At 71.9% G+C, this 23,665-nt stretch carries 22 protein-coding genes; 8 read left to right on the top strand and 14 right to left on the bottom strand.

Annotation, left to right across the window (positions count from 1 at the left end; genetic code table 11):
- Nucleotides 1-63 precede the first annotated feature (63 nt).
- Nucleotides 64-1,164 (bottom strand): winged helix DNA-binding domain-containing protein, encoded by a 1,101-nt coding sequence (locus N7925_RS35045; RefSeq protein ID WP_265603545.1) that lies wholly within the window; start codon nucleotides 1,162-1,164, stop codon nucleotides 64-66.
- A 64-nt stretch (nucleotides 1,165-1,228) separates the two neighbouring features.
- Nucleotides 1,229-1,798 carry a DinB family protein gene (locus N7925_RS35040; protein WP_265603544.1) on the bottom strand — a complete coding sequence of 190 codons (570 nt, stop codon included), beginning with the start codon at nucleotides 1,796-1,798 and terminating at the stop codon, nucleotides 1,229-1,231.
- A 101-nt stretch (nucleotides 1,799-1,899) separates the two neighbouring features.
- On the opposite strand from N7925_RS35040, the gene N7925_RS35035 reads away from it, so the two are divergent.
- Entirely contained in the window at nucleotides 1,900-2,910 is a 1,011-nt protein-coding gene (locus N7925_RS35035) for a helix-turn-helix transcriptional regulator (protein WP_265603543.1), read from the top strand.
- A gap of 222 nt (nucleotides 2,911-3,132) precedes the next feature.
- On the opposite strand, the gene N7925_RS35030 is transcribed toward N7925_RS35035, so the two are convergent.
- The gene (locus N7925_RS35030; protein ID WP_265603542.1) at nucleotides 3,133-3,675 is read right to left on the bottom strand and encodes a copper chaperone PCu(A)C; all 543 of its coding nucleotides are present in this window, start codon (nucleotides 3,673-3,675) and stop codon (nucleotides 3,133-3,135) included.
- 113 nt (nucleotides 3,676-3,788) lie between these two features.
- On the bottom strand, nucleotides 3,789-4,460 hold the full coding sequence (locus N7925_RS35025; protein WP_265603541.1) for a VanZ family protein: 672 nt from the start codon (nucleotides 4,458-4,460) through the stop codon (nucleotides 3,789-3,791).
- Nucleotides 4,461-4,606: 146 nt separating this feature from the next.
- On the opposite strand from N7925_RS35025, the gene N7925_RS35020 reads away from it, so the two are divergent.
- The gene (locus tag N7925_RS35020) at nucleotides 4,607-5,107 is read left to right on the top strand and encodes a tetratricopeptide repeat protein (RefSeq protein ID WP_265603540.1); all 501 of its coding nucleotides are present in this window, start codon (nucleotides 4,607-4,609) and stop codon (nucleotides 5,105-5,107) included.
- A 299-nt stretch (nucleotides 5,108-5,406) separates the two neighbouring features.
- Here N7925_RS35020 and N7925_RS35015 read toward each other — a convergent pair whose 3' ends face one another.
- Both N7925_RS35015 and rpmG read right to left on the bottom strand, forming a co-directional pair.
- Entirely contained in the window at nucleotides 5,407-5,667 is a 261-nt protein-coding gene (locus N7925_RS35015; protein ID WP_265603539.1) for a type B 50S ribosomal protein L31, read from the bottom strand.
- Nucleotides 5,668-5,731: 64 nt separating this feature from the next.
- Nucleotides 5,732-5,896: a 50S ribosomal protein L33 gene (gene rpmG / locus N7925_RS35010; RefSeq protein ID WP_265603538.1), complete on the bottom strand. Its 165-nt coding sequence runs from the start codon at nucleotides 5,894-5,896 to the stop codon at nucleotides 5,732-5,734.
- A 197-nt stretch (nucleotides 5,897-6,093) separates the two neighbouring features.
- Between rpmG and N7925_RS35005 the strand changes: the two genes are divergently transcribed.
- Nucleotides 6,094-6,864 carry a dienelactone hydrolase family protein gene (locus N7925_RS35005; protein WP_265603537.1) on the top strand — a complete coding sequence of 257 codons (771 nt, stop codon included), beginning with the start codon at nucleotides 6,094-6,096 and terminating at the stop codon, nucleotides 6,862-6,864.
- A 245-nt stretch (nucleotides 6,865-7,109) separates the two neighbouring features.
- Nucleotides 7,110-8,537 carry a PP2C family protein-serine/threonine phosphatase gene (locus tag N7925_RS35000; RefSeq protein ID WP_265603536.1) on the top strand — a complete coding sequence of 476 codons (1,428 nt, stop codon included), beginning with the start codon at nucleotides 7,110-7,112 and terminating at the stop codon, nucleotides 8,535-8,537.
- Between the two features lie 51 nt (nucleotides 8,538-8,588).
- On the opposite strand, the gene N7925_RS34995 is transcribed toward N7925_RS35000, so the two are convergent.
- A complete protein-coding gene (locus N7925_RS34995; RefSeq protein ID WP_265603535.1) occupies nucleotides 8,589-10,088 on the bottom strand; it encodes a DNA-binding protein NsdB in 1,500 nt (499 codons plus the stop codon).
- 231 nt (nucleotides 10,089-10,319) lie between these two features.
- Between N7925_RS34995 and N7925_RS34990 the strand changes: the two genes are divergently transcribed.
- The 3 genes from N7925_RS34990 (at nucleotide 10,320) to N7925_RS34980 (ending at nucleotide 15,121) form a co-directional block, all read left to right on the top strand.
- Nucleotides 10,320-11,456 (top strand): aminoglycoside phosphotransferase family protein, encoded by a 1,137-nt coding sequence (locus tag N7925_RS34990; protein WP_265603534.1) that lies wholly within the window; start codon nucleotides 10,320-10,322, stop codon nucleotides 11,454-11,456.
- Between the two features lie 598 nt (nucleotides 11,457-12,054).
- On the top strand, nucleotides 12,055-12,729 hold the full coding sequence (locus N7925_RS34985) for a transglycosylase SLT domain-containing protein (protein ID WP_265603533.1): 675 nt from the start codon (nucleotides 12,055-12,057) through the stop codon (nucleotides 12,727-12,729).
- 178 nt (nucleotides 12,730-12,907) lie between these two features.
- Nucleotides 12,908-15,121: a terpene synthase family protein gene (locus N7925_RS34980; RefSeq protein ID WP_265603532.1), complete on the top strand. Its 2,214-nt coding sequence runs from the start codon at nucleotides 12,908-12,910 to the stop codon at nucleotides 15,119-15,121.
- Between the two features lie 72 nt (nucleotides 15,122-15,193).
- On the opposite strand, the gene N7925_RS34975 is transcribed toward N7925_RS34980, so the two are convergent.
- From N7925_RS34975 to N7925_RS34945, 7 genes are all read right to left on the bottom strand, one after another.
- Entirely contained in the window at nucleotides 15,194-15,751 is a 558-nt protein-coding gene (locus N7925_RS34975) for a TetR/AcrR family transcriptional regulator (RefSeq protein ID WP_265603531.1), read from the bottom strand.
- 56 nt (nucleotides 15,752-15,807) lie between these two features.
- Nucleotides 15,808-17,055 (bottom strand): MFS transporter, encoded by a 1,248-nt coding sequence (locus N7925_RS34970; protein ID WP_265603530.1) that lies wholly within the window; start codon nucleotides 17,053-17,055, stop codon nucleotides 15,808-15,810.
- A gap of 214 nt (nucleotides 17,056-17,269) precedes the next feature.
- The gene (locus N7925_RS34965) at nucleotides 17,270-17,770 is read right to left on the bottom strand and encodes a hypothetical protein (RefSeq protein ID WP_003971159.1); all 501 of its coding nucleotides are present in this window, start codon (nucleotides 17,768-17,770) and stop codon (nucleotides 17,270-17,272) included.
- Between the two features lie 76 nt (nucleotides 17,771-17,846).
- Complete coding sequence (locus N7925_RS34960; RefSeq protein ID WP_274346279.1) at nucleotides 17,847-19,013, bottom strand: thiolase domain-containing protein; 1,167 nt, start codon at nucleotides 19,011-19,013, stop codon at nucleotides 17,847-17,849.
- Entirely contained in the window at nucleotides 19,006-20,058 is a 1,053-nt protein-coding gene (locus tag N7925_RS34955; protein WP_274346278.1) for a thiolase domain-containing protein, read from the bottom strand. Before N7925_RS34955 ends, N7925_RS34960 begins: the two co-directional genes overlap by 8 nt.
- Nucleotides 20,059-21,006 (bottom strand): Zn-ribbon domain-containing OB-fold protein, encoded by a 948-nt coding sequence (locus N7925_RS34950; protein WP_274346277.1) that lies wholly within the window; start codon nucleotides 21,004-21,006, stop codon nucleotides 20,059-20,061.
- A gap of 56 nt (nucleotides 21,007-21,062) precedes the next feature.
- Nucleotides 21,063-21,863: a crotonase/enoyl-CoA hydratase family protein gene (locus tag N7925_RS34945; RefSeq protein ID WP_274346276.1), complete on the bottom strand. Its 801-nt coding sequence runs from the start codon at nucleotides 21,861-21,863 to the stop codon at nucleotides 21,063-21,065.
- 167 nt (nucleotides 21,864-22,030) lie between these two features.
- On the opposite strand from N7925_RS34945, the gene N7925_RS34940 reads away from it, so the two are divergent.
- Nucleotides 22,031-23,653, top strand: a complete 1,623-nt coding sequence (locus tag N7925_RS34940) for an acyl-CoA synthetase (protein WP_274346275.1) — start codon at nucleotides 22,031-22,033, stop codon at nucleotides 23,651-23,653.
- Nucleotides 23,654-23,665: the final 12 nt, after the last annotated feature.

Here is a 23,665-nt window from a genome sequence, read left to right as displayed (position 1 = left end):
AAATGGGCCTGTTCCGGTACGGCCGGGCAGACACGAGGGCGGCTGCCCGGCGGCCGGGCACGCTCAGCCCGGCGCGGCGGCCACCCGTACGCGATCGCTCCCGCCGTCGGTCAGGAATGACGCCAGCTCCCTCCCCTGGTCGGCCACGGCGTCGCGGTCGGCCCGGGAGAACGCGTGCAGGGGTTGCACCGTGACGGCCTCGTCGGTGACGCGCCAGGTGGCCGCCACGCGGCCGTCGACCAGCACGACACGCTCGCCGGCGACCGAGAGGCCGCGGTGGGCGTCGTCGATGATCCGGCCGCGGTCCTGATAGCCGAGGATCGCGTTGTCGAAGGCCGGCAGGAACCGCACCGGGGCAGGAGTGTCCGGGTCCGGGCGCGGCGCGTCGGGCAGGTCGAGCAGCTCCCGTCCCCGCTCGTCGCGGAAGCGGACCAGCTCGTCGCGTACGGCGGCGACCGCGCCGGGCAGTCCGGCCAGGCCGGACCAGGCGCGCAGGTCGGCCGTCGCGGCGGGGCCGTGGGCGGCCAGATAGCGCCGGACCAGTGCCTGGCCGACCGGGTCGGCGCCGTCGGGGGCGGGCGGATCGACCGGACGGCCCAGCCAGGAGGAGAGGGCGACGTTGCGCACCCCGCCCTTCGCCCGCCACAGCCCCCGGGGCGGGGCCTGCGCCATCGGGACCAGAGCGGCCACCACGATCTCGCCCAGCGGGCGGGGCCCCGGACCGGGCCGGCGCCCGGCGAGCGCGGCCACGATCTCGGCCGCTGTACGGGGTTCCCCGTCAGCCATCAGCTCCCGGGCATCAGCGGCGAGTGCGTCGAGGTCGACCCCCTTCAGCTCGTCGCGGTAGACCCCGAGCACGCGTTGGCGCAGCATCGCGTCGTGGCGGGCCCGCCAGGCGAGGACGTCGTCGGCGGTGACGAGGTGGACCGTGCGTCGCATCAGATGGGTACGCACCACGCTCCGCCGGGTCAGCAGGTCCGAGAGAACCGCCGGGTCGAAGGCGGCCAGCCGGGACCAGAGCCCGACGAAGGGCTCCTGCGGTTCCTGCGCCTGGAGGCCGCAGAGGTGGGCCACGGCGTCCACGACCGGCAGATCGGCCCGGTCGAGCAGCAACTGGCGGGCCAGCATGGCGCGGTTGAGCGCCCGGTTGTCGAGGACGGTCACCGTGTGGTCTCTCCTTCTCGGTCGCCTGCCGTCGGTTTCCGCGCCCCGCGCGGCGCGCCGGTGGTCAGGTCGCCTGCCGCCCGTCGAGCGTCTCGCGCAGGATATCCGCGTGCCCGGCGTGCTGGGCGGTCTCGGTGAGGACGTGGGTCAGCACCCGCCGTACGCTCCACTCGCCGCCGGGTTCGTTCCAGGGCGCCTCGGGGAGCGGGTGCGTCGCCGAGAGGTCGGGGACCGCGAGGATGATCTTCTCGCTGCGGGCGGCAGTCTGCTCGTAGGCGCGGAGAACCCCGGACGTCGTCTCGCCGGGCAGCATGCGGAACTCCTTCTCCCGCTCGATCGCCCACTTCGGGAACTCGACGGCGGTGCCGGCCGCCAGATCGTCCCACGTGACTCCTTCGGGCAGGGCGAAGGACATCGCCGACGGGCCCTCGGTCACGAAGTTCAGCCAGCTCTCCTCCATGGCCGTGACGTGCTTGACGAGGCCGCCCAGGCACAGCGCGCTGACGGTCGGGCGCTCACCGGCCTGTTCGTCGCCGAGCCCCTCGACCGTGCGGATCAGGGCGGCCCGCGCGGTGGCGAGGGCGGCGAGCAGGTCGGTGCGCTCGGCGTCGGGAGAGGTGGGGGCCGTGGTCATGGTGATCGGGGTTCCTTCCGGTGTTCCTGTCGTGCGGTACGCGTCTACCCTCGCAAGGGAAGAGGACAGGGTGTGGCCTCTTCTCGGGTCATACTGGCGTCATGCCGAAGACTTCAGCGCGACTGCTGGCGCTGCTCTCCCTGCTCCAGGCGCGCCGGGACTGGCCAGGCCCGTCGTTGGCCGAGCGGCTGGAGGTCAGCCCGCGCACGGTGCGGCGTGACGTCGACCGGCTGCGGGAGCTGGGCTATCCCATCGCGGCGTTCAAAGGCCCCGACGGCGGATACCGGCTGGACGCGGGCGCGCGGTTGCCGCCGTTGCTGTTCGACGACGACCAGGCCGTCGCGCTCGCCGTCGCGCTGCGGACCGCCGCCGCGACCGGCGCCGGGATCGGGGAGGCCGCGGCCCGCGCGCTCACCACCGTCCGGCAGGTCATGCCCGACCGGCTGCGCCACCGCGTCGACGCCCTGCGGGTCACCGCCGTCGAACGCGCGGGGGGCCCGCCGCGGCCGCAGGCCGATCCGCGGGTGCTCGTGGCGTTGAGCACCGCCGTGCACGCCCGCGAGGTGCTGCGCTTCGACCACTCCCCCGCGTACGCGCCGGACACCGCCGATGCCCCGCCCGCTGTGCGGCGGGTGGAGCCGCACCGCCTGGTCACCTGGGGCGGCCGCTGGTATCTCGTCGCCTGGGACCTGGATCGCGAGGACTGGCGGACCTTCCGCGCGGACCGGATCACCCCGCGCACTCCCACGGGTCCCCGGTTCACGCCGCGCGAGGTGCCCGGAGGCGATGTGGCCGCCTTCGTCGCCGCCCGGTTCCAGGGCTCCGACGCCCCCGGCGCGTGGCCCTGCCACGGCGAGGTGATCCTCGACGCGCCGGCCTCCGCGGTGGCCGGCCACGTCCGCGACGGGACCGTCGAGGAGCACGGCCCGGACCGTTGCCGCGTGGTCCTGGGCGCCTGGTCGTGGGCGGGCCTCGCCGCCGAACTCGGCAGGTTCGACGCGGACATCGAGGTCGTCGGACCTGACGCGCTCAGGGACGCCTTCGCCCAATTGGCCCGCCGCTATGCCGACGCGGCGGGGGCGGGAGCCGACGAGAGTCGGGGCAGGCCGTGATCTCGCGCTCCCTGAGTCCCGCCCGAGGGCGACGCGGGCCTCGCCGCCGCGGCGGCGACAAGCTCCCCGGCGCCGGCACGGGCCCGTGAGAAAGCCGGCTCTCCGCCGCCGCTGCCGTCCTGCTCGGCCCTGGCGAGCTGTCTATCGATGTCCGCGATGCCCTCGCGGCACTCCGCACTGACCGGCCTCGCGGGCGGCAGGTCCGGTGCCGAGGCTTCGGCGTCACCGATCGGGGGAGGCGCTCCTGTCGTAGACGGGGGCCTGTGACTGGATGCTGAAGGTGACCGCTCCCGCTTTCTCGAACCGCAGGGTGAATTTCATGAAGTCACCGCCCCTGATCACCTCGCCCACTTCCCGCAGGACCATGTGGGACTTGCCCGGTTCCAGTTCCACGAGCTTGTTCGCAGGCAGTTCCACGCCGTCGGGGAGCGGATCGCCGTCGGCGTCGACGAGGTCGACCGCTGCCGCGTTCGGCGTGCCGGCCCCCAGGAGCCTGTCGGTCTCGCCGCCCTTGTTGTAGAGCCACGCATAAGCCGGGACGTCGTCCCCCGGCTGCCACGGCCCGCCCTCTGGTTCGGCCACGTGCGCGTAGCGGATCATGATGTTCCCGACACGGGCGTTCTGACCCGGCGCATCCCACTCGGGCAGGGAGAAGCCGTCATCGCCGCACCCGCTCGCGGTCACCGCCAGCGCGCAGGCGGCTGCCAGCAGCGCCCTGCGGCCCCGCAGGTTGACGTAGCGTGCCCTACTCGATCCTCTCGTCACAGCGCCGGACCTCATCCCATCGTTCTCGTGGAATCCGCGGAGCGGACGGACGTAGTCGACCGGCACCCACGGCACCATTCGCGTGCAACGCAACCACAGGAGACGTTGCCCGGCTACTCGGCCGCGTTCGATCCTGCCCGGCCGTCGGTCTTCCCGGTGCGGGAGCCTCGCGTCTTCGCCGGATCCTTGGCCGCCTGCTTCGGCCGGGCCCACTGTCCGGCCTTGGTGCGGGCCGCCTTCATGGCAGCGGTCTTCGTGCGGCCCGGCTTGGTGCGCGCGGTGGGGCTCGGCGCGTGCTTCGTCTCGGCCCCGGGTTCCTGCGCCGACGGGCCGGGGGAGCCCGGGTCGTCGGTGTAGGTGTAGTAGCGGTGGCTGATCCGGCGGCCCAGCACGAAGTAGCCCAGTAGCGCGCCCGCCGTGTTGAGGATGACGTCGTCGATGTCGAAGGCGCGCCCCGCGACCAGGGCCCCCTGGATCAGTTCGACGACGGCCATGGCGACGGCGGTCAGCAGCGTCATCCGGATCATGCGCAGGCGGCGTGCCCCGAAGAACGGCAGCAGGAGCCCGAACGGCACGCCGAGCAGCAGGTTTCCGCCCGCCTGTTTGACCGCGGCGAGGAAGGTGTATTCCTCGGCGTACTGGCGCAGGGAGCGCCCGGGGCGGAGATTCGAGGTGACGAGGTCCTCGGAGGCCGGTGAGGGCGTGAGCGTCACCTTGGCCAGGAGGACGGAGAACGCCACCAGTCCCAGCAGCACCACCGTCAGGACCGCGCCGCGCACCAGCACACGTGCCCATGTCCCCCGGCGTGTAGGGGGATTCGCCTCTGCTGTCATGGCCGACGGATGCCCCCGACCGGCCGGAACACACACCGGACGGCCCATGGAGCGGAAATCTCACGCGGCCGTCCACGCACACCTGCGACGATGTGCGCATGAGCGCACGTAAGAAGAAAGACCTGCTGGAAGAGGCCGACCGGTTGCGTACGGAGGGCCGGCCCGAGGAGGCGCGCGAACGGCTCCTCGCCCTGACCACCGAGTACCCCGACGACGCGGAGGTGGCCTACCGGACGGCATGGATCCATGACGCACTGGGGCTGGAGTCGGAGGCGGTGCCCTATTACGAGCGCGCTCTGGCCAATCCGGAGCTGGCCGCGGAGGATCGGAGCGGGGCGCTCCTGGGGCTGGGCAGCACGTACCGGATCCTCGGGCGGTACGGGCAGGCGGTGGAGACGCTGCGCCGGGGCGTCGAGGAGTTCCCGGACAACGGCTCGCTCCGGGCGTTCCTGGCGATGGCCCTGTACAACACCGACGAGCACCACGAGGCGATGCGGCTCTTGCTGGAGCTGACGGCCACGACCAGTAACGACCCGCACGTCCAGGGGTACCGGCGGGCGATCGAGCACTATGCGAAGGACCTCGACGAGACCGTGTGACCTGTACGGGGCCATGGCGCCTCCCCCGCAAAGGGGAAGCCCCGGCCGGATCGGGGGAATCCAGCCGGGGCGGCTTGAGTGCGGGCGTGAAGGGCGGTCGCCTCTCGGCGGAGCGCTCCATGGGGCTTCGGCGGTGCGATGTTCCCCATGGGCTGCAGGTGAGGCCCGGGGACACTGTCCCCCTCACTCCCACGTATAGATGAACGATAAACCATCCTGAGGTGTTCCCGGGAATCCGCCCCCGCGGATGTGATCCACGGCACGGATTTCCGGGCTTCCCCCTGGTCAGGCCTGCTCGGTCAGCTCGCGGACGTCTCGCCGGTGCCGTAGCGGCGCCGGAACTGTTCGACGCGGCCCGCCGTATCGAGCACCTGGCGGCCGCCGGTGTAGAACGGGTGGCTCGCCGAGGAGGTCTCCACGTCGATGACGGGATAGGTGTTGCCGTCCTCCCATGCCACGTGCTCGCCGGAGTCGGCGGTGGAGCGGGTCAGGAAGGCTACGTCGGCCGCGCGGTCACGGAAGACCACCGAACGGGACACGGGGTGGATACGGGACTTCATGGATGCGTTCCTTCCTCACCGCGGACAGCGGTGACGTACAGGGGGACGGGCTTCTTCCGGACGGTCAGCGGACCTCACGGAACAGCACGTGCCGGCCGGCGGCGGAGTCGAACTTCCGGAGCTCCAGCCGGTCGGGGTCGTTACGGCGGTTCTTGCGCGTCACATAGCTCCGGCCCGTTCCCACGGTGGACCGGAGGGTGACGACCGGCCTGGTCTCGCTGCGTGCCATGGGCGCCTCCCGGTGCTCTGCCGACCCCACTCCCCTATCGGGAATGGGTGTCGTTTTCGTTCTGGTGAGGTAACGCGGACCGCCCGCTCGGCATTCCCGGCCCGCCGCGCACCGCGCTCCAGAGGGATACCCGGGCCGTTCTGCCGGCGGCAGAACACCCGCCGGACCGGACCCGACGATCACTACAGTCCAGTCCCATGAAGACGGTTACGACGCGTACGGTCGAGTATCCGGCCGATGGTCTGACGATGATCGGGCACCTCGCGCTCCCGGCCGGTGTCGACCGCCGACCCGCGGTGCTGCTCGGACCAGAGGGCACGGGGCTCAGCGACGTCGAGCGTCGCCGGGCGGATGCGCTCGCCGCGCTGGGATACGTGGCGCTGGCCTTCGACCTTCACGGCGGGCGCTATTTCGACGACCCCGAGGAGATGCTGGCCCGTTGCCTGCCACTGCTCGCCGATCCCGACCGGATGCGGGGCATCGGCCATGCCGCGCTGGACGTGCTGCGCACCGAGCCGCGGACCGACCCCGACCGGATCGCCGCCGTCGGCTACGGCACCGGGGGCGCCGTCGGACTGGAACTCGGGCGCGGCGGCGTCAGCCTGCGCGCGATCGGGACAGTCAACGCGACCACCACGGGCCGACCGGGCGAGTCGGCGCGCATTCGCTGCCCGGTGTGGGCCGGGGTCGGGTCGGAAGACCCCATCATGCCGCCCGCGCAACGGAACGCGTTCACCGCCGAGATGCAGGCCGCGGGCGTCGACTGGCGCCTCACGGTCTACGGCGGCGCCTTGCACGCCTTCCACCACCCGCCGGTCGGCCACCCCGTGGTCTCCGGCGTCGGCTACCACCCACGGCACGCGCAGCGAGCCTGGCGCGACGTCCTCGACCTGCTCGCCGAATGCCTGCCGGTGAGGCCCGCCGGTCCCCTGCGGGGCCGCACATCGCCGCACGCGGAGCCGAGCTGATCAGGGCTTCGAGATCATCCCGTTGCCCTTGGCGCGCATGTCGACCACCCCGGACCTCACCGTCAACTCGCCCCAAGCGCACGCCTGTTCGGGTAGCTCCCAGCCTTGAGGGCCGCTGGCATATGCCAGAAGCATGAACCCGTCGAGTGTTGCCAAAGCTCTTACGGGCCGCCGCGGCCTGTGCGACAGTCGGTAACGATCCACCCTTCAGAACCGGCTAGGCCGCGCCTGTATCGGAGTACGAGATGCCGTCCCCCCTCTCCGCGGACCGCCCCGCACCACAGCTTCCCGCGCCTGACGCCGTCGACGCCCTGATCCACCGGACGCGCCGGCTGCGCGGGGACGTGGACGCGGTGCGGCGGGACGCCGTCGTGTTCGACGAGGACGACCCCCAGCTGCGCTGGCAGCGCGCCCTGTGCGAGCTCGCCGTGCAGCACCTGGACGACCTCGACGAACACCTGGGCCAGCTTCGGGCGGGTCTGCCGGACCGCTGCTCCGCCGACACCCCCCGGGCCGTCGCGGTCCCGGACGATCCGAGCGCCGGTTCGCTGCTGAACCGGGTCGGCAGCGCCGAGTGGAACCTCCTCACCGACGAGTCCCGCTGGTCCGAGGAGCTGTACGAGATCTTCGGCAGGCCGCCCGGGTCCACTCCCCTCTCCCTCGACGACCTGCCGTCCGTACTGCTGCCCGAGGACCAGCCGGTGCTGACCGCCATGGTGACGGGCTGTCTCGTCGACGGCCGGCCGATGGACGGCGAGTTCCGCATCGTGCGGCCCGACGGCCGCACGCGCACCCTCCACATGACGGGCGAACCGGTCCTGGACGCCGAGGGCTGCACCGCCTCCATGTGGGCGGTCCTGCGGGACGTCAGCGAGCTGCGGCGCAGCGAGCAGGCCGTGAGCAGAAACCGGGCGTCGGTACGGCGCGAGGAGCACATCGAGCGCGCCGAGCACCGCGTGGCCGTGGAGCTCCAGGAAGCCGTCCTCCCTCCGTGGCGCGGATCGCTGCGGCTCCCGACGCGGGGCCCCGGCGCCCTGGACATCGCCGCGCACTACCTCCCTTCCGAGTCGAGCGACCTCATCGGCGGCGACTGGTACGACGCCATGGCGTTGCCGGACGGGCGCACCCTCCTCACCGTCGGCGACCTCACCGGGCACGGCATCCCCGCCACCTCGGCGATGGCGATGATGCTGGGAGCGCTGCGCGGCATGGCCGTCGCCGGCATCGAGCCGGGCGCGCTGATGGGGCACCTCAACCAGGTGCTCGAAACGTCGGTGCAGCCCGCGCTGGGCAGCGCCCTGTGCTGCCGGTTCGACCCCGACTCCTCCGTTCTGTCCTGGGCACAGGCCGGACATCCCGCACCGCTGCTCTTCCGCCACGGCTCGGGACGGCTCCTGCCCCCGCCGGACGGCATGCTGCTCGGCGCCGCGTCCAACATCGTCTTCGAGCAGGACGAGGTGCGGCTGTACCCCGGTGACGTGCTCGTACTGCACACCGACGGCCTGACGCGACGCGGCGACCGGGGTGCGGGCCCGGAGGCGTTGCTCGCCCTCGCCCCCCGGTTCGCGGACGCCCGTACGGCACAGGAGTGCGTACGGAGCGTCGTCGAGGAGTTCGGTGGGACCGAGCGCCTGGACGACGCGTGCGTGCTGGTCGCCCGCATCGGGGCGTGAGGAAGCGCGGACGTGTCAGGGCGTGCGTGAGCGGGAAGTGGCGCCGCCGGGTCAGATCCGCGTGCCCTTGGCCTTCTTCTGGCTCGGCGGCATCGACAGCTCGATCTCCTCGCGCAGATCCTGGATTCCCGCGTATCCGGCGAACTGACCGGTGAGCCGGTACATTTCGCGGAGCCGGTCCCAGGTGCGGTGCGAGGAGGTCTCCCCCATCGACACCAGCGCGAGCCGGGCGTACCGGTCGGCCTGTTCGGGATCGTTGGCGATGAAGCAGGCCGAGGCCAGCGAGATGTAGTCGAAGATCTTCGACCGCCGGCGATCCTTGTCCCGTAGCTCCAGCGCCTGCTTGGCGTGGCGCTGGGCGATGGCCGCGGCCCCCCGGTCGTGCTCGGCCAGGGTGCGGAAGGCCAGTGCCTGCATCCCGTGCATATCGGCCTCGTCGAACATCTGCATCCAACTGGGCGGTGGCACATCGCTCTTGTCCGAGGTGAAGAGCTCCTCGGCCTCGCCGAGGGTGCGCCGCATGGCCTGCCCGCGCCCCATCGACGCCTGTGCCCAGGCCTCGATGGTGCGCAGCATCGCCTGCGTGCGGGGCAGGGTCTCGTCGCCGGAGCCGGACTTGGCGAGCTTCATCAGGTCGAGTGCGTCGTCGGGGCGGCCCAGGTGCACCATCTGGCGTGCCGCCCGGGAGAGTGCCTCTCCGGCGCGCGGCCGGTCGCCGCCCTCGCGGGCCGCGTGGGCGGCGATGACGAAGTACTTCTGGGCGGTGGGTTCGAGGCCGACGTCGTGGGACATCCAGCCCGCCAGGACGGCGAGGTTGGCGGCGACGCCCCACAGGCGGCGCTGGAGATGGTCGGGGTGGCGGTAGGCGAGCATGCCGCCCACCTCGTTGAGCTGGCCCACGACCGCCTTGCGTTGGAGTCCGCCGCCCCGGGACGCGTCCCAGGCGCGGAATACCTCGACCGAGTGTTCCAGGGCCTCGATCTCCTCGGAGCCGACCGGGGCGGCCTCGTACCGGTCGAAACCGGCGGGATCGGCGTGCAGGGGATCGTTGGCGCGTGGAGCGTCGGCCGCCGAAGCGGGGGCGCTGTTCAGCCAGTCACGCATGGGGCCGGCGATGGTTGAGCCGGCGGTGAGCGCGGCACCCGCACCCGCACCCACCACCAAGCCACGTCGGTTGAGCATGAGGTCCATTCCCGTGAATTCGGTGAGGACCGCTGCCGTCCGTTCGGGCGCCCACGGCAATTGATCGGGATGGTGTTCCGTCCCGGAGTCACGCCGCTTCCCCACACGCCCGCGTCGGCCGAACCCGAGGTCCTCGATGGTCACGACACGGCCGAGCCGCTCGGTGAACAGAGCCGCCAGCACTTCGGGCACGGGATCACGGGGGGACTCCCCCATGTCGATCCAGCGCCTGACCCGCGAGGTGTCGGTGGCCAGCTGCGGGTGGCCCATGGCCGCCGCCTGCCGGTTCACCATTCTCGCGAGTTCGCCCTTGGACCAGCCGGCCAGGCCGAACAGGTCAGAAAGGCGGGTGTTGGGTTCTCCGGTCACTTCAAGCCCCCAGGTTCTCGGCTGACTTGACACTAACCCCCTGTCAGATGCGCTGTGACTATTCGCCAGGGTTCGCCAGGGTCCGCCAGATGGTCTGCCACCCGCGCTCCGGTGTCAGGTAGGAAAGCGCCACCCCGCCCGGCAGCCCTAGGTACTCCCCAGGGTGCCGAACGGCCGTCGGCCGGGTTGGCGCACGTACCTTGTCGGCGCACGAAGGGATCTGTCTCGCCCATGTACACAGCATCGTCCTCCGTGTCCGCCCCGCCCCGTCCGCTCCGCCCGATGGGCGCGGGTGGCGGGCCCTATCTCGCTCCTCACGCCGGCGCACCGGTGCAGGGTCCGGGCCGGGCCCGACGGGCCGCGGGGCCGGGCGCCGGACCGCTCAGCGGAAGGATCGACCTGTCCGGGCCCCAGGGCGCGCAGGTAAGGATGGCCATCGCCTCCGTGCAGCGCATCTGCCCCGAGTTCAACCCGGTCCACGTGCTGCGCCGCAGCGGCCGTTCGGTCCTGATCGTCGGGACGACCGGGCGGGCCACCGCCGTCGCGAAGTGTTTACTGGACCACTCGCCGGCGTGGACCGAGCGGTTCCGGCACGAAATAGCGGCATACCGCGCGTTCGTCCGGCACCGCCCCCCGGTTCGGGTGCCCCGGCTGATCGCGGCGGATCCGGAGAACTGCACGCTGGTGATCGAGCGGATGCCCGGCCGGGTCGCCGCCCTCACCCGGCACCCGGCGGAGGCGCCGCCGAGGGCCGACATCCGGGCCGCGCTAGGGGCGATCGCCCGGGTGAACGCCTGGCGGCCGCCGCCCGGACTGTTCGAGGCGCCGCTCGACTACGCGTCGCGGATCGCGCGCTACCACGAGCTCGGTCTCTTCACCGACCGTGACCTGGGCGACCTGCAGAAGCTGCTGCACGGTCTGGCCCACGCGGGCGGCAAGCAGGGCATGGGGCAGTTCTGCCACGGGGACGCCCTGCTCTCCAACATCCTGCTGTCGCCGACCGGGCCGGTGCTCGTCGACTGGGAGCACGCCGGCTGGTATCTCCCGGGGTATGACCTGGCGACGCTGTGGGCGGTGCTGGGCGACGCCCCGGTGGCGCGACGCCAGATCAGCCAGCTGGCCCAGGCCAGGGGGCCGGCCGCGCGGGACGCGTTCCTGGTGAACCTGATGCTGGTGCTGACCCGCGAGATCCGCAATTACGAGACGGCGGTCCAGCGCACGATGCGCGAGGCGCCCGCGGCGGGGGCGGGGGCCGACCGGCCCGGCGCGCTCTCCTCGGGCGAGGAGCAGCGGCTGCTGCTGCGCAGGCTGCACGACGACTGCGCCATGGCGCGGCGGGCGGTGCGGGCCGCGGTCGGCACCCGCTGAGGCCGGACGGCGAAGCGGGGATACGGCCCGCCTCGCCGAGAACCACGGTGACCAGACCACTGTGAAGAAGAAGCGCGCTGCGGGACCGGTGCCGACACACCGGTCCCGCAGCGCGCTGTCGTGCGTCCGGGGGCTTTTCCGCCGTCGCCCGGCCCAGCTGACGCCGACGCTCGCCCGGCCCGGCTGACGCCGACGCTCCAGGGCCGCAGCCGCCCGAGGCTCGGTACGACGGCGACGAGAGCCCTTCCGGGCCGCTTCTCCCCGTGACCGGGCGTTGACCCAGTGCCACCCGGAGGTCCCCCGCAGGTGAGGCCCGCCACGAGACCCACGTCACCTACGACCTCCAGTAGTAGGCGCGAGCCCTCCCGTCCGGCGTAACGAACCGCCCATATGGCTCATAAATTGGCATCTCACGATGAAGAGTAGTAAAGGCGGTCATTGCTTCCTATGTCGGTGACCGCTAACCATGGATTCCGGCAAGCACCGAGTACGAGCCGCCGTCGATCGCCCACCGGCGAACGCGGTCCGGACCTCCCGGTTCCTGCCGACGCGGCGCGCGAAGGCCGCGAAGCCCGTCCCCCATAGGAAGAGCTCACGCATGCCCCGCATCTCCACCCTGCGCATCACCCGCTCGCACAAGATCGCCACCGCCGTGCTCGTCGCGGCCGGTTCCGTCAGCGCCATAGCCGCCACCGGCGGCCCGAGCGAAGCGCAGACCACGGCGGCCCGGTCCTCCGTCTCCGTGGAGCCGGTCGCCGCCGCAGGTATCCCCACGGCGAAGGACGCGGCGGCCAAGAAGGCCGCTCAGGAGACCGCCGCCAAGGAAGCCGCCGCGAAGAAGGCAGCGGCCGCCCGCAAGGCGACCGCGGAGAAGGACGCCGCGGAGGCGCGCTCCGAGAAGCAGGCCGCCAACCGCTCCACCGAGCGCGTGGCCCCCGCGCCCAAGAAGTTCGCGAACAACCTCGACGGCTGGATCCGCGAGTCGCTCGACATCATGAAGAAGAAGAACATCCCCGGCTCCTACGAGGGGCTGCACCGCAACATCATGCGCGAGTCCAGCGGCAACCCGAACGCCGTCAACGACTGGGACATCAACGCGCGGAACGGCATTCCCTCCAAGGGTCTCCTCCAGGTGATCCAGCCCACCTTCGACGCCTACCACGTCAACGGCACCCCGAAGAAGCTCACCGACCCGGTCGCCAACATCACCGCCGCCGCCAACTACGCCGCGGACCGGTACGGCTCGATCGACAACGTCGACTCCGCCTACTGAGCGGCAGACTCCCGAACGACCGACCGGCGAACGACCGCCTTCCGAGCACGCACCAGCGCCGCGATTATGTGACTATTCGCCGTCGTGCGTGCTCCGTATGGCCGAAGGGTAGTGCTGCGCGGACACCACCGGTCCGCGCGTTTACCCGCGTGGAGGCTTCTGGAAAGGCCTGACGCACATGGCACAGCCCTTCTCACTGCCGGACTTCTATGTTCCGTACCCGGCGCGGCTCAACCCTCACGTGGAGGCTGCACGCACGCACACCCGGGCGTGGGCCCGCTCCATGGGGATGCTGGAGGGATCCGGCATCTGGGAGGAGAAGGACCTGGAGGCGCACGACTACGCCCTCCTGTGCGCCTACACCCACCCCGACTGCTCGGCCGAGGCGCTCTCCCTGGTCACCGACTGGTACGTGTGGGTCTTCTTCTTCGACGACCACTTCCTGGAACTGTTCAAGCGCACGCCCGACCGGGAGGGCGGCAAGCGGTATCTGGACCGCCTGCCCGCCTTTATGCCGATGGATCGCGGCGCCCCGACGCCGGAACCGGAGAATCCCGTCGAGGCGGGGCTGGCGGATCTGTGGGCGCGTACGGTCCCCTCGATGTCGGACGCCTGGCGGGCCCGGTTCGCGGAAGCGACGGAGAACCTCCTCAACGAGTCCCTGTGGGAGCTCGCCAACATCCACGAGGGCCGCATCGCGAACCCCGTCGAGTACATCGAGATGCGCCGCAAAGTGGGCGGCGCCCCCTGGTCGGCGGGTCTGGTGGAGTACGCGGCCAACGCCGAGGTGCCCGCTTCGGTCGCCGACGCCCGCCCGCTGCGGGTGCTGCGGGACGCGTTCTCCGACGGGGTGCACCTGCGCAACGACCTCTTCTCCTATCAGCGCGAGGTGGAGGACGAGGGCGAGAACAGCAACGGCGTGCTGGTGCTGGAGACGTTCCTCGGCTGCTCCACGCAGGAGGCCGCCGAGGCGGTCAACGACCTGCTGACCTCACGGCTCCAGCAGTTCGAGAACACCGCACTGACCGAACTCGGCCCGCTCTGCGCCCAGAAGGGCCTGGACCCGGCGCAGACCGCGGCCGTGCTGGCGTACGTCAAGGGCCTCCAGGACTGGCAGTCCGGCGGCCACGAGTGGCACATGCGCTCCAGCCGCTACATGAACGGCGGCGGCGCGGGCGAGGCCGTGGCCGGCTTCGGCATGTCCGCCGCCTCCATCAGGTTCACGCTCCGCTCGGAGACCGCGCGGGTCCGCAGCCAGAGCCATGTTCCGTACCAGCACGTGGGGCCCTCCCTGCTGCCGGACTTCGACCTGCCGTTCGGGACGACGCTGAGCCCGCATCTGGAGGGGGCCCGGGTCCGGATCGTCGACTGGGCGCGGCGGATGGGCATCCTGGAGGCCCAGCCGGGCGTGCCGGGTTCGCACATCTGGGACGAGCGGCGGCTCGTCGCGATCGACCTGCCGCTGTGCGCGGCGGGGCTGGATCCGGACGCGACCCCGGACGAACTGGACCTGTCCTCGGGGTGGCTGGCCTGGGGTACGTACGGCGACGACTGGTTCCCGGTCGTGCACGGGCGGGCCCGGGACCTGGCGGGGGCGCGGCTGGCCAACGAGCGGCTGTCGCTGTTCATGCCGCTGGACGGCGGGGGGACGCCGGAGCCGGTGAACGCCCTGGAGCGGAGTCTGGGCGACCTGTGGCGCAGGACGGCCGCCCCGATGGACCTGAGCGGGCGGCGCACCTTCCGGACGGCGATCGAGTCGATGACCGAGAGCTGGCTGTGGGAGCTGGCGAATCAGGCGCAGAACCGTATCCCCGATCCGGTGGACTACATCGAGATGCGGCGGGCGACGTTCGGCTCGGACCTGACGATGAGCCTGTGCCGGCTCGGGCACGGCAGGAAGGTCCCGGAAGAGGTCTATCGCAGCGGTCCGATGCGATCCCTGGAGAACGCGGCGGCGGACTACGCGTGCCTGCTCAACGACCTGTTCTCCTACCAGAAGGAGATCGAGTACGAGGGCGAGGTGCACAACGGCGTCCTGGTCGTGCAGAACTTCTTCGGCGTGGACTATCCGACGGGCGTGGCGATCGTGCACGACCTGATGAACTCGCGGCTGCGGCAGTTCCTGCATGTCGCCGAGGTCGAACTGCCGGTGCTGTACGACGACTTCGGCCTCGACGCCGAGGCCCGGGAGGTCCTGGCGGGCTATGTGCAGGAGCTCAAGCACTGGATCGCGGGGATCCTGATCTGGCACCGGGACTGCCGCCGCTACCGTGAGGAGGACCTGCGGCAGGGCAACGACACCCCCTGGCATCTGAGCGGCCCCACGGGTCTGGGCACCTCGGCAGCGCAGGTGACCCGGATGATGGCCCAACTCGCGGGCAGCCCGGCGTAGTTCTCCGGGACGCGGCCCGTCGTACGGAGGAACGGACGGCGGGCCGCGGCCGGTTGCGGACGGGGCGGGGGCTCAGAGCAGGACGTGCCGGAGCACCGCCTCGAACTCCGCCGCCGTCGGCGGGGTGTCGGTCAACAGCCCCTGGAGCAGCAGGCCGTCGATGACGCCCTTGAGCGCCCGTACCCGGACCGGGTCGTCGGTGTAGCGGCGGCCGTACGCGGCGATGGCCTCCAGCCAGTGCCGGGTGGAGCCGCGGAGCTCCGGGCGGCGGGCCGCGAGCAGGTACAGCTCGTACTCCGCGAGCAGCCGTCCGGGGCCGTTGACGACCTTCGCCAGCAGCTCCGCGAGCGCGGTGATGCCCTCGGGGCCGCCGTCGGTCTCCTCGGCCAGCCGGAGCATGCGGTCCGCGTCCTGGTCCATGCAGCGGGTGAGCGCGCCGGTGAGCAGGTCGTCGATGCTCGTGAAGTGGTAGGCCGCGGCGGTGGCGGGCAGGCCCGCCTCGCGCGCGACCGCCCGGTGGCTGACGCCCGCGACTCCTTCCCGGGCGACCACCTGGAGCGTGGCCTCGATCAGCTCCTCCTTCCGTCGCTCGCCTTTGAGCAGGCGTCCGTCGGTCTGCGGTGCGTGCACGGTGCCTCCGGGCGTCGTGGTGGATGGGACGGCGGGTGTGCTGCGGCACGGGCCCGTCAGTGCGCGGGCCCGCCGGGAGCTTCGGCCGGCTCCCCTGCGTCGCGGTCGTGACGCTCCTGAAGGCTCCGCTCCAGCGGACGCCGGGCGCACAACGCCGTCAGCAGGGCGGCCGCGCCCGCGGCGACGGCGACGCCGAAGCCGCCGCCGGGACCGAAGCGGTCGACGATCGCTCCCGACACCGCGGCGCCGGACGCGACGCCCACACTGAGCCCGGTGATGGCCCAGGTCATGCCCTCGGTGAGTGCGGCGGGCGGCACCGCCCTCTCCACCAGCCCCATCACCACGATCATGGTAGGCGCGAAGAAGAGGCCCGCGAGGAAGACGGCGGCGGACAGCGAGACGATGTCCCCGACGAGCAGCAGGGGAAGGGTCGTGAGCGCCGTCCCGGCGGTGCCGATGACGAGCAGCCGTGGCAGCGGCGTCGTGAGCTTGAGCGTCCCGAAGACCAGCCCGGCGACGGCGGATCCGGCCGCGTAGACCGAGAGGACGATTCCCGCGCCGGCGGGTGAGCCCTGCTGTTCGGCGAACGAGACGCTCACGACGTCGACGGTGCCGACGATGGCGCCGCCGGCCGCGAGCGTGAGGGCCAGCAGGCGGAGCGCTCCGCCGCGGATCGCCGAGCCGCTTCGCGGGTGGCCCTCGGCCGGCCGGGCCACCGGGGGCTCGGTGCGCTTCTGCGGGACGAACATGAGGACGCCGAGTATCAGCAGCACCCCGGCGACCAGCGGCCCGGCCTCGGGGAACAGCGCGGTGCACAGGGCCACCGAGAGTGCGGGGCCCACGACGAAGGTGAGTTCGTCGACGACCGATTCGAGCGAGTAGGCGGTGTGCAGCCGGTCGGAGCCCTTGAGGGCGTGGGTCCAGCGGGCACGCACCATCGCCGCCATGTTGGGCATCGCTCCGGCCACCGCCGCGCAGCCGAACAGGGTCCAGACGGGGGCGTCGTACCGGACGCAGAGCAGCAGCGCGCCGAGCGCGATCACGCTCAGTCCGGCGACCGGCGGCAGCACCCGGCTCTGGCCCCGGCGGTCGACCGCCCGGGAGATCCGCGGACCGCACAGGGCCATGGACAGGGTGAAGGTGGCGGAGACGGCTCCGGCGAGGCCGTAGTCACCGCGCATCTGCGACACCATCGCGATGATGCCGATGCCCGCCATGGACAGGGGCATGCGGGCGACGAACCCGGCGGCGGAGAAGGTCCTCGATCCGGGCGTCCGGAACAGGACGCCGTAGGGGTTGGCCATGCGCGGACCTCCGTGGGCAGGCGTAGGGGCGACCCTCCGCGGCGAACGATCCATCAACTTGAACGATCGCTACAACTTGAACAGTCGTTTCGTTTTCTACCCTAGTCCTCCTCTCGGGCCGCCGCCCACCCGGGCACGCGGAATGGCCGGATACCCGCCCGGACAACGGAAAAGGCCGCCCGGACGCATCCGGGCGGCCTTGCGCAGGGACGTTTCAGCCCTGCTGGAACAGCTCTGCGGGCAGGGGCTTGAGCAGGGTGTACAGATCGTCGGTGATCGGCCGGTCCCAGCTGGCGATGGTTACGAGGACACCGTCGCTGCGGTCGAACTGGACGCAGGCGATACGGCTCTCGGAGAGCTTGACGCGGCGGACGATCAGCAGGTTGTCGCCCTGCATGACGGGAACGTCCTCGGAGCTGACGACCTCGATCGGCTCGTCGTTCTCCAGGGCGAGGAGCAGTTGGGCCACCTCGAAGGGGACCTGGCCCTCCTCGGTCTCGCGGGCGGGCGAGCCTTCCGGAAGATTGCCGATGATCATCGCCGGGCCCCGGCCGCCGTACAGGTCGTAACGGAGGAAGACACCCTGACAGCTACCGTCGGGGGCGGGGAGCAGACCGGCGCCGAGGTTGCCGGGCCAGTCCCCGGGGTCCATGGCCAGGACGTCGAAGTCCGGGCCCGCGGGTGTTGCGGCGCTACGGCGGCGGAGGAAGGACATGCTGCCATGTTACGTGTCCCGGCTCACGTTGCGGAGCCGGGCCCGGGCCGCGCGGGACCGGGCCCACCGCTCCCCCTCAGCCGGGCGGGGGCTCCGCTCCCACCAGCCACATGGCGAAGAACTGCGCCCCTCCGCCGTAGGCGTGGCCGAGCGCCCTGGTGGCCCCGTCGATCTGGTGCTCCCCGGCCCTCCCCCGCACCTGGAGAGCCGCCTCGGCGAAGCGGATCATGCCGGACGCGCCGATGGGATTGGTGGACAGCACACCGCCCGAAGGGTTGACCGGGAGGTCGCCGTCGAGTTCGGTGACGCCCGCCTCGGTGAGCTTCCAGCCCTCGCCCTCCTCGGCGAAGCCGAGGTTCTCCAGCCACATCGGCTCGTACCAGGAGAACGGCACGTACATCTCGACGGCGTCGATCTCCCGGCGCGGGTCGGTGATCCGGGCCTGCCGGTAGACGTCTGCGGCACAGTCCTTGCCGGCCTGCGGGGAGACGAAGTCCTTGCCTGCGAACAGGGTCGGTTCGCTGCGCATCGCCCCGCCGTGCACCCACGCGGGCGGGTGGGGCGAGCGGGCCGCGCCGTCGCGGTCGGTGAGGACCATGGCGCAGGCCCCGTCGGAGGAGGGGCAGGTCTCGGAGTAGCGGATCGGATCCCAGAGCATGGGGGCGGCCCGGACCTTCTCCAGGGTGATGCCGTGGTCGTGGAGGTGCGCGTAGGGGTTCTTCAGCGCGTTGCGCCGGTCCTTGTACGCGACGAGCGATCCGACCTCGTCGGGTGCTCCGGTACGCCGCATGTAGGCCCGTACGTGCGGGGCGAAGAAGCCGCCCGCGCCGGCCAGCAGCGGCTGTTGGAAGGGGACGGGCAGGGAGAGGCCCCACATGGCGTTGGACTCGGACTGCTTCTCGAAGGCGAGGGTCAGGACGGTGCGGTGCACGCGGGCGGCGACGAGGCCCGCGGCGACCAGGGCGGTGGAGCCGCCGACCGAGCCCGCCGTGTGGACGCGGAGCATGGGCTTGCCGACGGCGCCCAGGGCGTCGGCGAGGTAGAGCTCCGGCATCATGACGCCCTCGAAGAAGTCGGGGGCCTTGCCGATCACGACGGCGTCGATGTCGCTCCAGGTCAGCCCGGCGTCCTCCAGCGCCCGGAGGGCGGCCTCGCGGACCAGTCCGGCGATGGACACGTCGTTCCGGGCGGCGACGTGTTTGGTCTGGCCGATGCCGACGACGGCGACGGGCTCCTTAGGCATGAGTGCTCTCCCCTTCCAGGACGGCGACCAGGTTCTGTTGCAGGCAGGGGCCGGAGGTGGCGTGCGCGAGCGCCCGGTCGGACTCGCCCCGGTGGATACGGGCGGCGGCCTCGCCGAGCCGGATCAGCCCGGCGGCCATCACGGGGTTGGCGGCGAGCGCGCCGCCCGAGGGATTGACGCGGACGTCGTCGCCGAGCCCGAGGGCCTTGCGCAGGACGACCTCCTGCGAGGTGAACGGGGCGTGCAACTCGGCTGTGTCCACGGGGCGTTCGAAGGCTCCGGCGCGCTGGGCGGCGAGCCGTGCGGAGGGGCTGTCGGTCAGGTCGCGGACGCCGAGGCCGTGCGCCTCGATGCGGTGGTCGATGCCCCGGATCCAGGCGGGCCGCGCGCACAGGGCGCGGGCGGTGTCCCCGGCGGCGAGGACCACGGCGGCGGCCCCGTCACCGATGGGCGGGCAGTCGCCGGTGCGCAGCGGCCGCACGAGGTAGTCGCCCGCGGGAACGTCGCCGGTGAGCTGGGCGTGCGGGTTGCCGACGGCGGCGGTGCGGTTGCGGGCGGCGACCTCGGCGAGGGCGGGTTCGTCGGTGGCGCCCGCGTCGATGAGGGCCTGCGCCTGGAGGGCGGCGAGCGCGACGGAGTCGGGCCAGAGCGGGGCGAGGTAGTAGGGGTCGAGCTGGCGGGTGAGGACGTCGCGGACCCGGCCGGGCGAGGACTTGCCGTAGGAGTAGACGAGCGCGGTGTCCGCCTCGCCGGTCTGGATCTTCACCCAGGCCTCGTACAGCGCCCAGGCCCCGTCCATCTCGACGTGGGACTCGGAGATGGGCGGATGCGCGCCGACTCCGTCGAGCGCCATGGTGAAGGAGAAGGCCCGCCCGGCGAAGTAGTCGGCGGAGCCGGAGCAGGTGAACCCGATCTCGTTCGCCCTGAGGCCGGTCGCGCCGAGCACCTCGTGGAGGACGGGCATCAGCAGCTCGACCTCGGAGAGTTCGTCGGTGCGCCGCCGGTGTGCGGTCTGGGCGAAGGCGACGATGGCCACGTCCCGCATCTACACCAGCTCCTTGTACGTGTCGTAGTCGGCGTCGGGCTCCCCGGTGGGCCGGTAGTGGTCGGGGTGACGGGCGTCCTCGGTCCAGACGGGCTCGACGCGCAGGCCCATGCGCACCTGGTCGTACGGGATTCCGGCGATGCGTCCGTGCAGCGCGAGGTCCGCGCCGTCGAGGGCGATGTGGGCGTAGACGTACGGGACCTTGATGTCGAGATTCTTCGCTTTGATGTTGACGATGCAGAAGGTGGTGACCGTGCCGCGCGGGCCGACCTCGACCTGTTCGGCGGTGGCGACCCCACAGGTGGGGCAGACTCCGCGCGGCGGGACGTAGACCTTGCGGCAGGCGGGGCAGCGCTCCCCGACAGTGCGGTGGCCTTCGAGGGCGGTGAGGTAGGCGCTCTGCGCGCGGCCCGGGGTATGGACGTAGTCGAGGCGGGCCGGGGCGACAATGCCGGTGACGGGGTCGGCGAACTCCCCTGTGTGTGGAGCGGGTTCGGTGCTGACGGGCTCACCGTCGCACGGTTCGAAGCAGGCGATGTCGGTGATGGCTCCGGTGCGCGTCGCGGCCCAGCGGATGCGGACGCGCATCCCGGTGCGCACGGTGTCCGGGCCCGGCGCGTCGAGTGCGTGCAGGAGCGCGGTGCCGGCCCCGTCGAGGCGGACGAGCACCCAGGCGAAGGGCGTGCCGAGCGGCTGGTCGCGGCGTGGGTCCGGGTTCCAGGCCCAGGTGGTGACGGTGCCGGTGGGGGCGACCTCGACGAGGTCGCTGATCTCGTTCGCGGTGACGGGGTCGTACTCCACGGGCGGCACGAGCACCGTGCCGCCCTCCGTGCGGACGCCGAGGACGGTGCGTTCGCGCAGTCCGGTGAGGAAGGCGCTCTGGACGGGCCCGAGCGATCGGGTGAAGGGGAATTCGACCACCAGCGGGGCGCTGAGGATGTCGGACATGGCTGCTGCCTCCTTGCTGAGAGGGCTGAGGGCTTGAGGAGCCGCGCGCTCAGCGCTCAGGCGCGCCGGTAGACGGGCGGCCGCTTCTCGGCGAATGCGCGCGCGCCTTCCTTGGCGTCTTCGGTGGCGAACACGGGCCAGCCGCGCTTGAGTTCGGCGGCCAGCGCCTCCGCCTCGGCCAGCTCGGCGCCCTCGTAGACCGACGCCTTGACGGCCTCGACGGCGAGCGGCCCGCAGGCGTTGACCCGTTCGGCGACGGCGAGGGCCTCCTCCAGCGCCGTTCCGTCGGGCACGACCCTGCCGATGAGCCCGATGGCGGCGGCCTCGTCTGCGGTGTAGGCGCGGCCGGTGAGGAGCATTTCGAGGGCGTGGGTGCGGGGGATCTGACGGGGCAGCCGGACCGTGGAGCCGCCGATCGGGAAGAGGCCCCGGCGGACCTCGAAGAGCCCGAAGGTGGCTCCCGCTCCGGCCACGCGGATGTCGGTGCCCTGGAGGATCTCGGTGCCGCCCGCGACGCAGGGGCCCTCCACAGCGGCGATCACCGGTTTGCGCGGGCGGTGGTGGCGCAGCATCGCCTTCCAGTGGAGGTCCGGGTCGGCCGTCATCCGCTCCCGGTACTCCTGCCCCTCCATTCCGCCGCCCGCCAGGGCCTTGAGGTCCATGCCGGCGCAGAACGCGCCGCCCGCTCCGGTCAGGACGACGGAGCGGACCGTGTCGTCCGCGTCGGCCGCGAGCCAGCCGTCGTACAGGCCGACGAGCATCGGCAACGAGAGTGCGTTCCTGGCCTGTGGTCTGTTCAAGGTGAGCACCAGCGTGGCGCCTTCGCGCCGCACGGTGAGGTGTTCCGTACCGCCCATGACCGACTCCTGTTCTCCAGACCTGGAACAGGTTGCAGGAGGAGGGGACGCAGTTCAATAGATTTCTGACAGCTCGTCAGATTGTTTCGGCGCCACCCCTTCCCAGTTGTGCCGCCCGGCGCTCTAATGACGGCCGAGTCGCCAGTCACCCGGGGTCAGGAGGAACGGTGGAGTACAACCTTGCCGACCTGTTCGAATCGGTCGTCGACGCGGTGCCCGGCCGCGAGGCGCTCCTGTACGTCGACCATCCCGGCACGGGCGCGGAGCGGCGGCTCACGTACGCGGAGCTGGACGCCGCCGCCAACCGGATCGCCCATCATCTGATCGACACGGGAATCCGGCCGGGCGAGCACCTGGGGCTGCACCTCTACAACGGGGTCGAATACCTCCAGACCGTGCTGGGAGCCCTCAAGGCGCAGATCGTCCCGGTGAACGTCAACTACCGCTATGTGGAGAAGGAGTTGGTCTACCTCTACCGGGACGCCGACCTGGCGGCGCTGGTCTTCGACGGCGAGTTCGACGAGCGGGTCGCGGCGGCCGCTCCGCAGGCCCCGGGCCTGCGCCACCTCCTCCGGGTGGGGCCCGCCCCCGTCGCTCCCCCGACCGTGCGGGTCATGCCGTTCACCGAGGCGGAGGCGTCGGGCGAGGCCGGGCGCGGCTTCGCACCCCGCTCGGGCGACGACCAGTTCATCATCTACACGGGTGGCACGACCGGGATGCCGAAGGGTGTGATGTGGCGTCAGGAGGATCTGTTCTTCTCGGGCCTGGGCGGCGGCGCCCCGACCGGCGACCCGGTGAAGAGCCCGCAGGAGCTGGCGGAGCGGGTCGCCGCGGGCGGGGACGGGATCACCTTCTTCCCCACCCCGCCACTGATGCACGGGACCTCCACGCTGACCGCGTTCATCGGCTTCAACTTCGGCCAACGCGTCGTCGTGCACCGTAAGTTCGTTCCCGCCGAGGTGCTGCGGACGATCGAGAAGGAGAAGGTCACCAGTGTCTCGCTGGTCGGCGACGCGATGCTGCGCCCGCTGATCGACTGCCTGAAGGGGCAGTCGCGCGGGACGGACTGCTCGTCGCTGTTCTCCGTCTCGAGTTCCGGGGCGATCATGTCGGACTCGGTGCGGGCGGAGTTCCAGGCGCTCGTGCCGACGGTGATGCTGCTGAACAACTTCGGTTCCTCGGAGTCCGGTTTCAACGGCACGGCCACCGCCGACTCGGGACCGGAGAAGGGCTTCCGGGTGCAGGTCAACGCCCGTACGGCCGTGGTGGATCCGGTGACGTACGAGCCGGTGGTCCCGGGCGAGCCGGGCCGCATCGCCCAGCGCGGGCACGTCCCGCTCGGCTACTACAACGACCCGGCCAAGACCGCCGACACCTTCTTCCGCAGGGGCGAGGAGCGGTGGGTGCTGCTGGGCGACATGGCGACCGTGGACGCGGACGGCATCGTCACCGTGCTCGGCCGGGGCTCCCAGTGCATCAACACCGGGGGCGAGAAGGTGTATCCGGAGGAGGTCGAGCAGGCCCTCAAGTCCCATCCGGACGTGTACGACGCGCTCGTCGCGGGCGTACCCGACGAGCGCTGGGGCAACCGGGTCGCCGCCGTGGTCCAACTGCGCTCCGAAGCACAGACGTTGACTCTGGACGAGATACAGGCGCACTGCCGGACCCGGCTCGCCGGCTACAAGGTCCCCCGCGCGCTGGTGCTCGCCGACCGGATCCAGCGCTCACCCAGCGGCAAGGCGGACTACCGCTGGGCGAAAGCGGTGGCGGCGGGGGCCGACCGGGGCTGAGGGCCCGCCCGT

Origin of the sequence: Streptomyces sp. CA-278952, from assembly GCF_028747205.1 — a bacterium.
In the GTDB taxonomy this organism is placed as follows: Bacteria; Actinomycetota; Actinomycetes; order Streptomycetales; family Streptomycetaceae; genus Streptomyces.
Note: the sequence above shows the minus strand (reverse complement) of the source record. Positions and strands in the feature narration are given on the sequence as shown.

Bases quoted from the DNA above. Each gene is read 5' to 3' on its own strand.
- N7925_RS35040 (WP_265603544.1), bottom strand. From the start codon at position 1,798: ATGACCACGGCCCCCACCTCTCCCGACGCCGAGCGCACCGACCTGCTC.
- N7925_RS35035 (WP_265603543.1), top strand. From the start codon at position 1,900: ATGCCGAAGACTTCAGCGCGACTGCTGGCGCTGCTCTCCCTGCTCCAG.
- N7925_RS35020 (WP_265603540.1), top strand. From the start codon at position 4,607: ATGAGCGCACGTAAGAAGAAAGACCTGCTGGAAGAGGCCGACCGGTTG.
- N7925_RS35015 (WP_265603539.1), bottom strand. From the start codon at position 5,667: ATGAAGTCCCGTATCCACCCCGTGTCCCGTTCGGTGGTCTTCCGTGAC.
- rpmG (WP_265603538.1), bottom strand. From the start codon at position 5,896: ATGGCACGCAGCGAGACCAGGCCGGTCGTCACCCTCCGGTCCACCGTG.
- N7925_RS35005 (WP_265603537.1), top strand. From the start codon at position 6,094: ATGAAGACGGTTACGACGCGTACGGTCGAGTATCCGGCCGATGGTCTG.
- N7925_RS35000 (WP_265603536.1), top strand. From the start codon at position 7,110: ATGCCGTCCCCCCTCTCCGCGGACCGCCCCGCACCACAGCTTCCCGCG.
- N7925_RS34990 (WP_265603534.1), top strand. From the start codon at position 10,320: ATGTACACAGCATCGTCCTCCGTGTCCGCCCCGCCCCGTCCGCTCCGC.
- N7925_RS34985 (WP_265603533.1), top strand. From the start codon at position 12,055: ATGCCCCGCATCTCCACCCTGCGCATCACCCGCTCGCACAAGATCGCC.
- N7925_RS34980 (WP_265603532.1), top strand. From the start codon at position 12,908: ATGGCACAGCCCTTCTCACTGCCGGACTTCTATGTTCCGTACCCGGCG.
- N7925_RS34970 (WP_265603530.1), bottom strand. From the start codon at position 17,055: ATGGCCAACCCCTACGGCGTCCTGTTCCGGACGCCCGGATCGAGGACC.
- N7925_RS34965 (WP_003971159.1), bottom strand. From the start codon at position 17,770: ATGTCCTTCCTCCGCCGCCGTAGCGCCGCAACACCCGCGGGCCCGGAC.
- N7925_RS34960 (WP_274346279.1), bottom strand. From the start codon at position 19,013: ATGCCTAAGGAGCCCGTCGCCGTCGTCGGCATCGGCCAGACCAAACAC.
- N7925_RS34955 (WP_274346278.1), bottom strand. From the start codon at position 20,058: ATGCGGGACGTGGCCATCGTCGCCTTCGCCCAGACCGCACACCGGCGG.
- N7925_RS34950 (WP_274346277.1), bottom strand. From the start codon at position 21,006: ATGTCCGACATCCTCAGCGCCCCGCTGGTGGTCGAATTCCCCTTCACC.
- N7925_RS34945 (WP_274346276.1), bottom strand. From the start codon at position 21,863: ATGGGCGGTACGGAACACCTCACCGTGCGGCGCGAAGGCGCCACGCTG.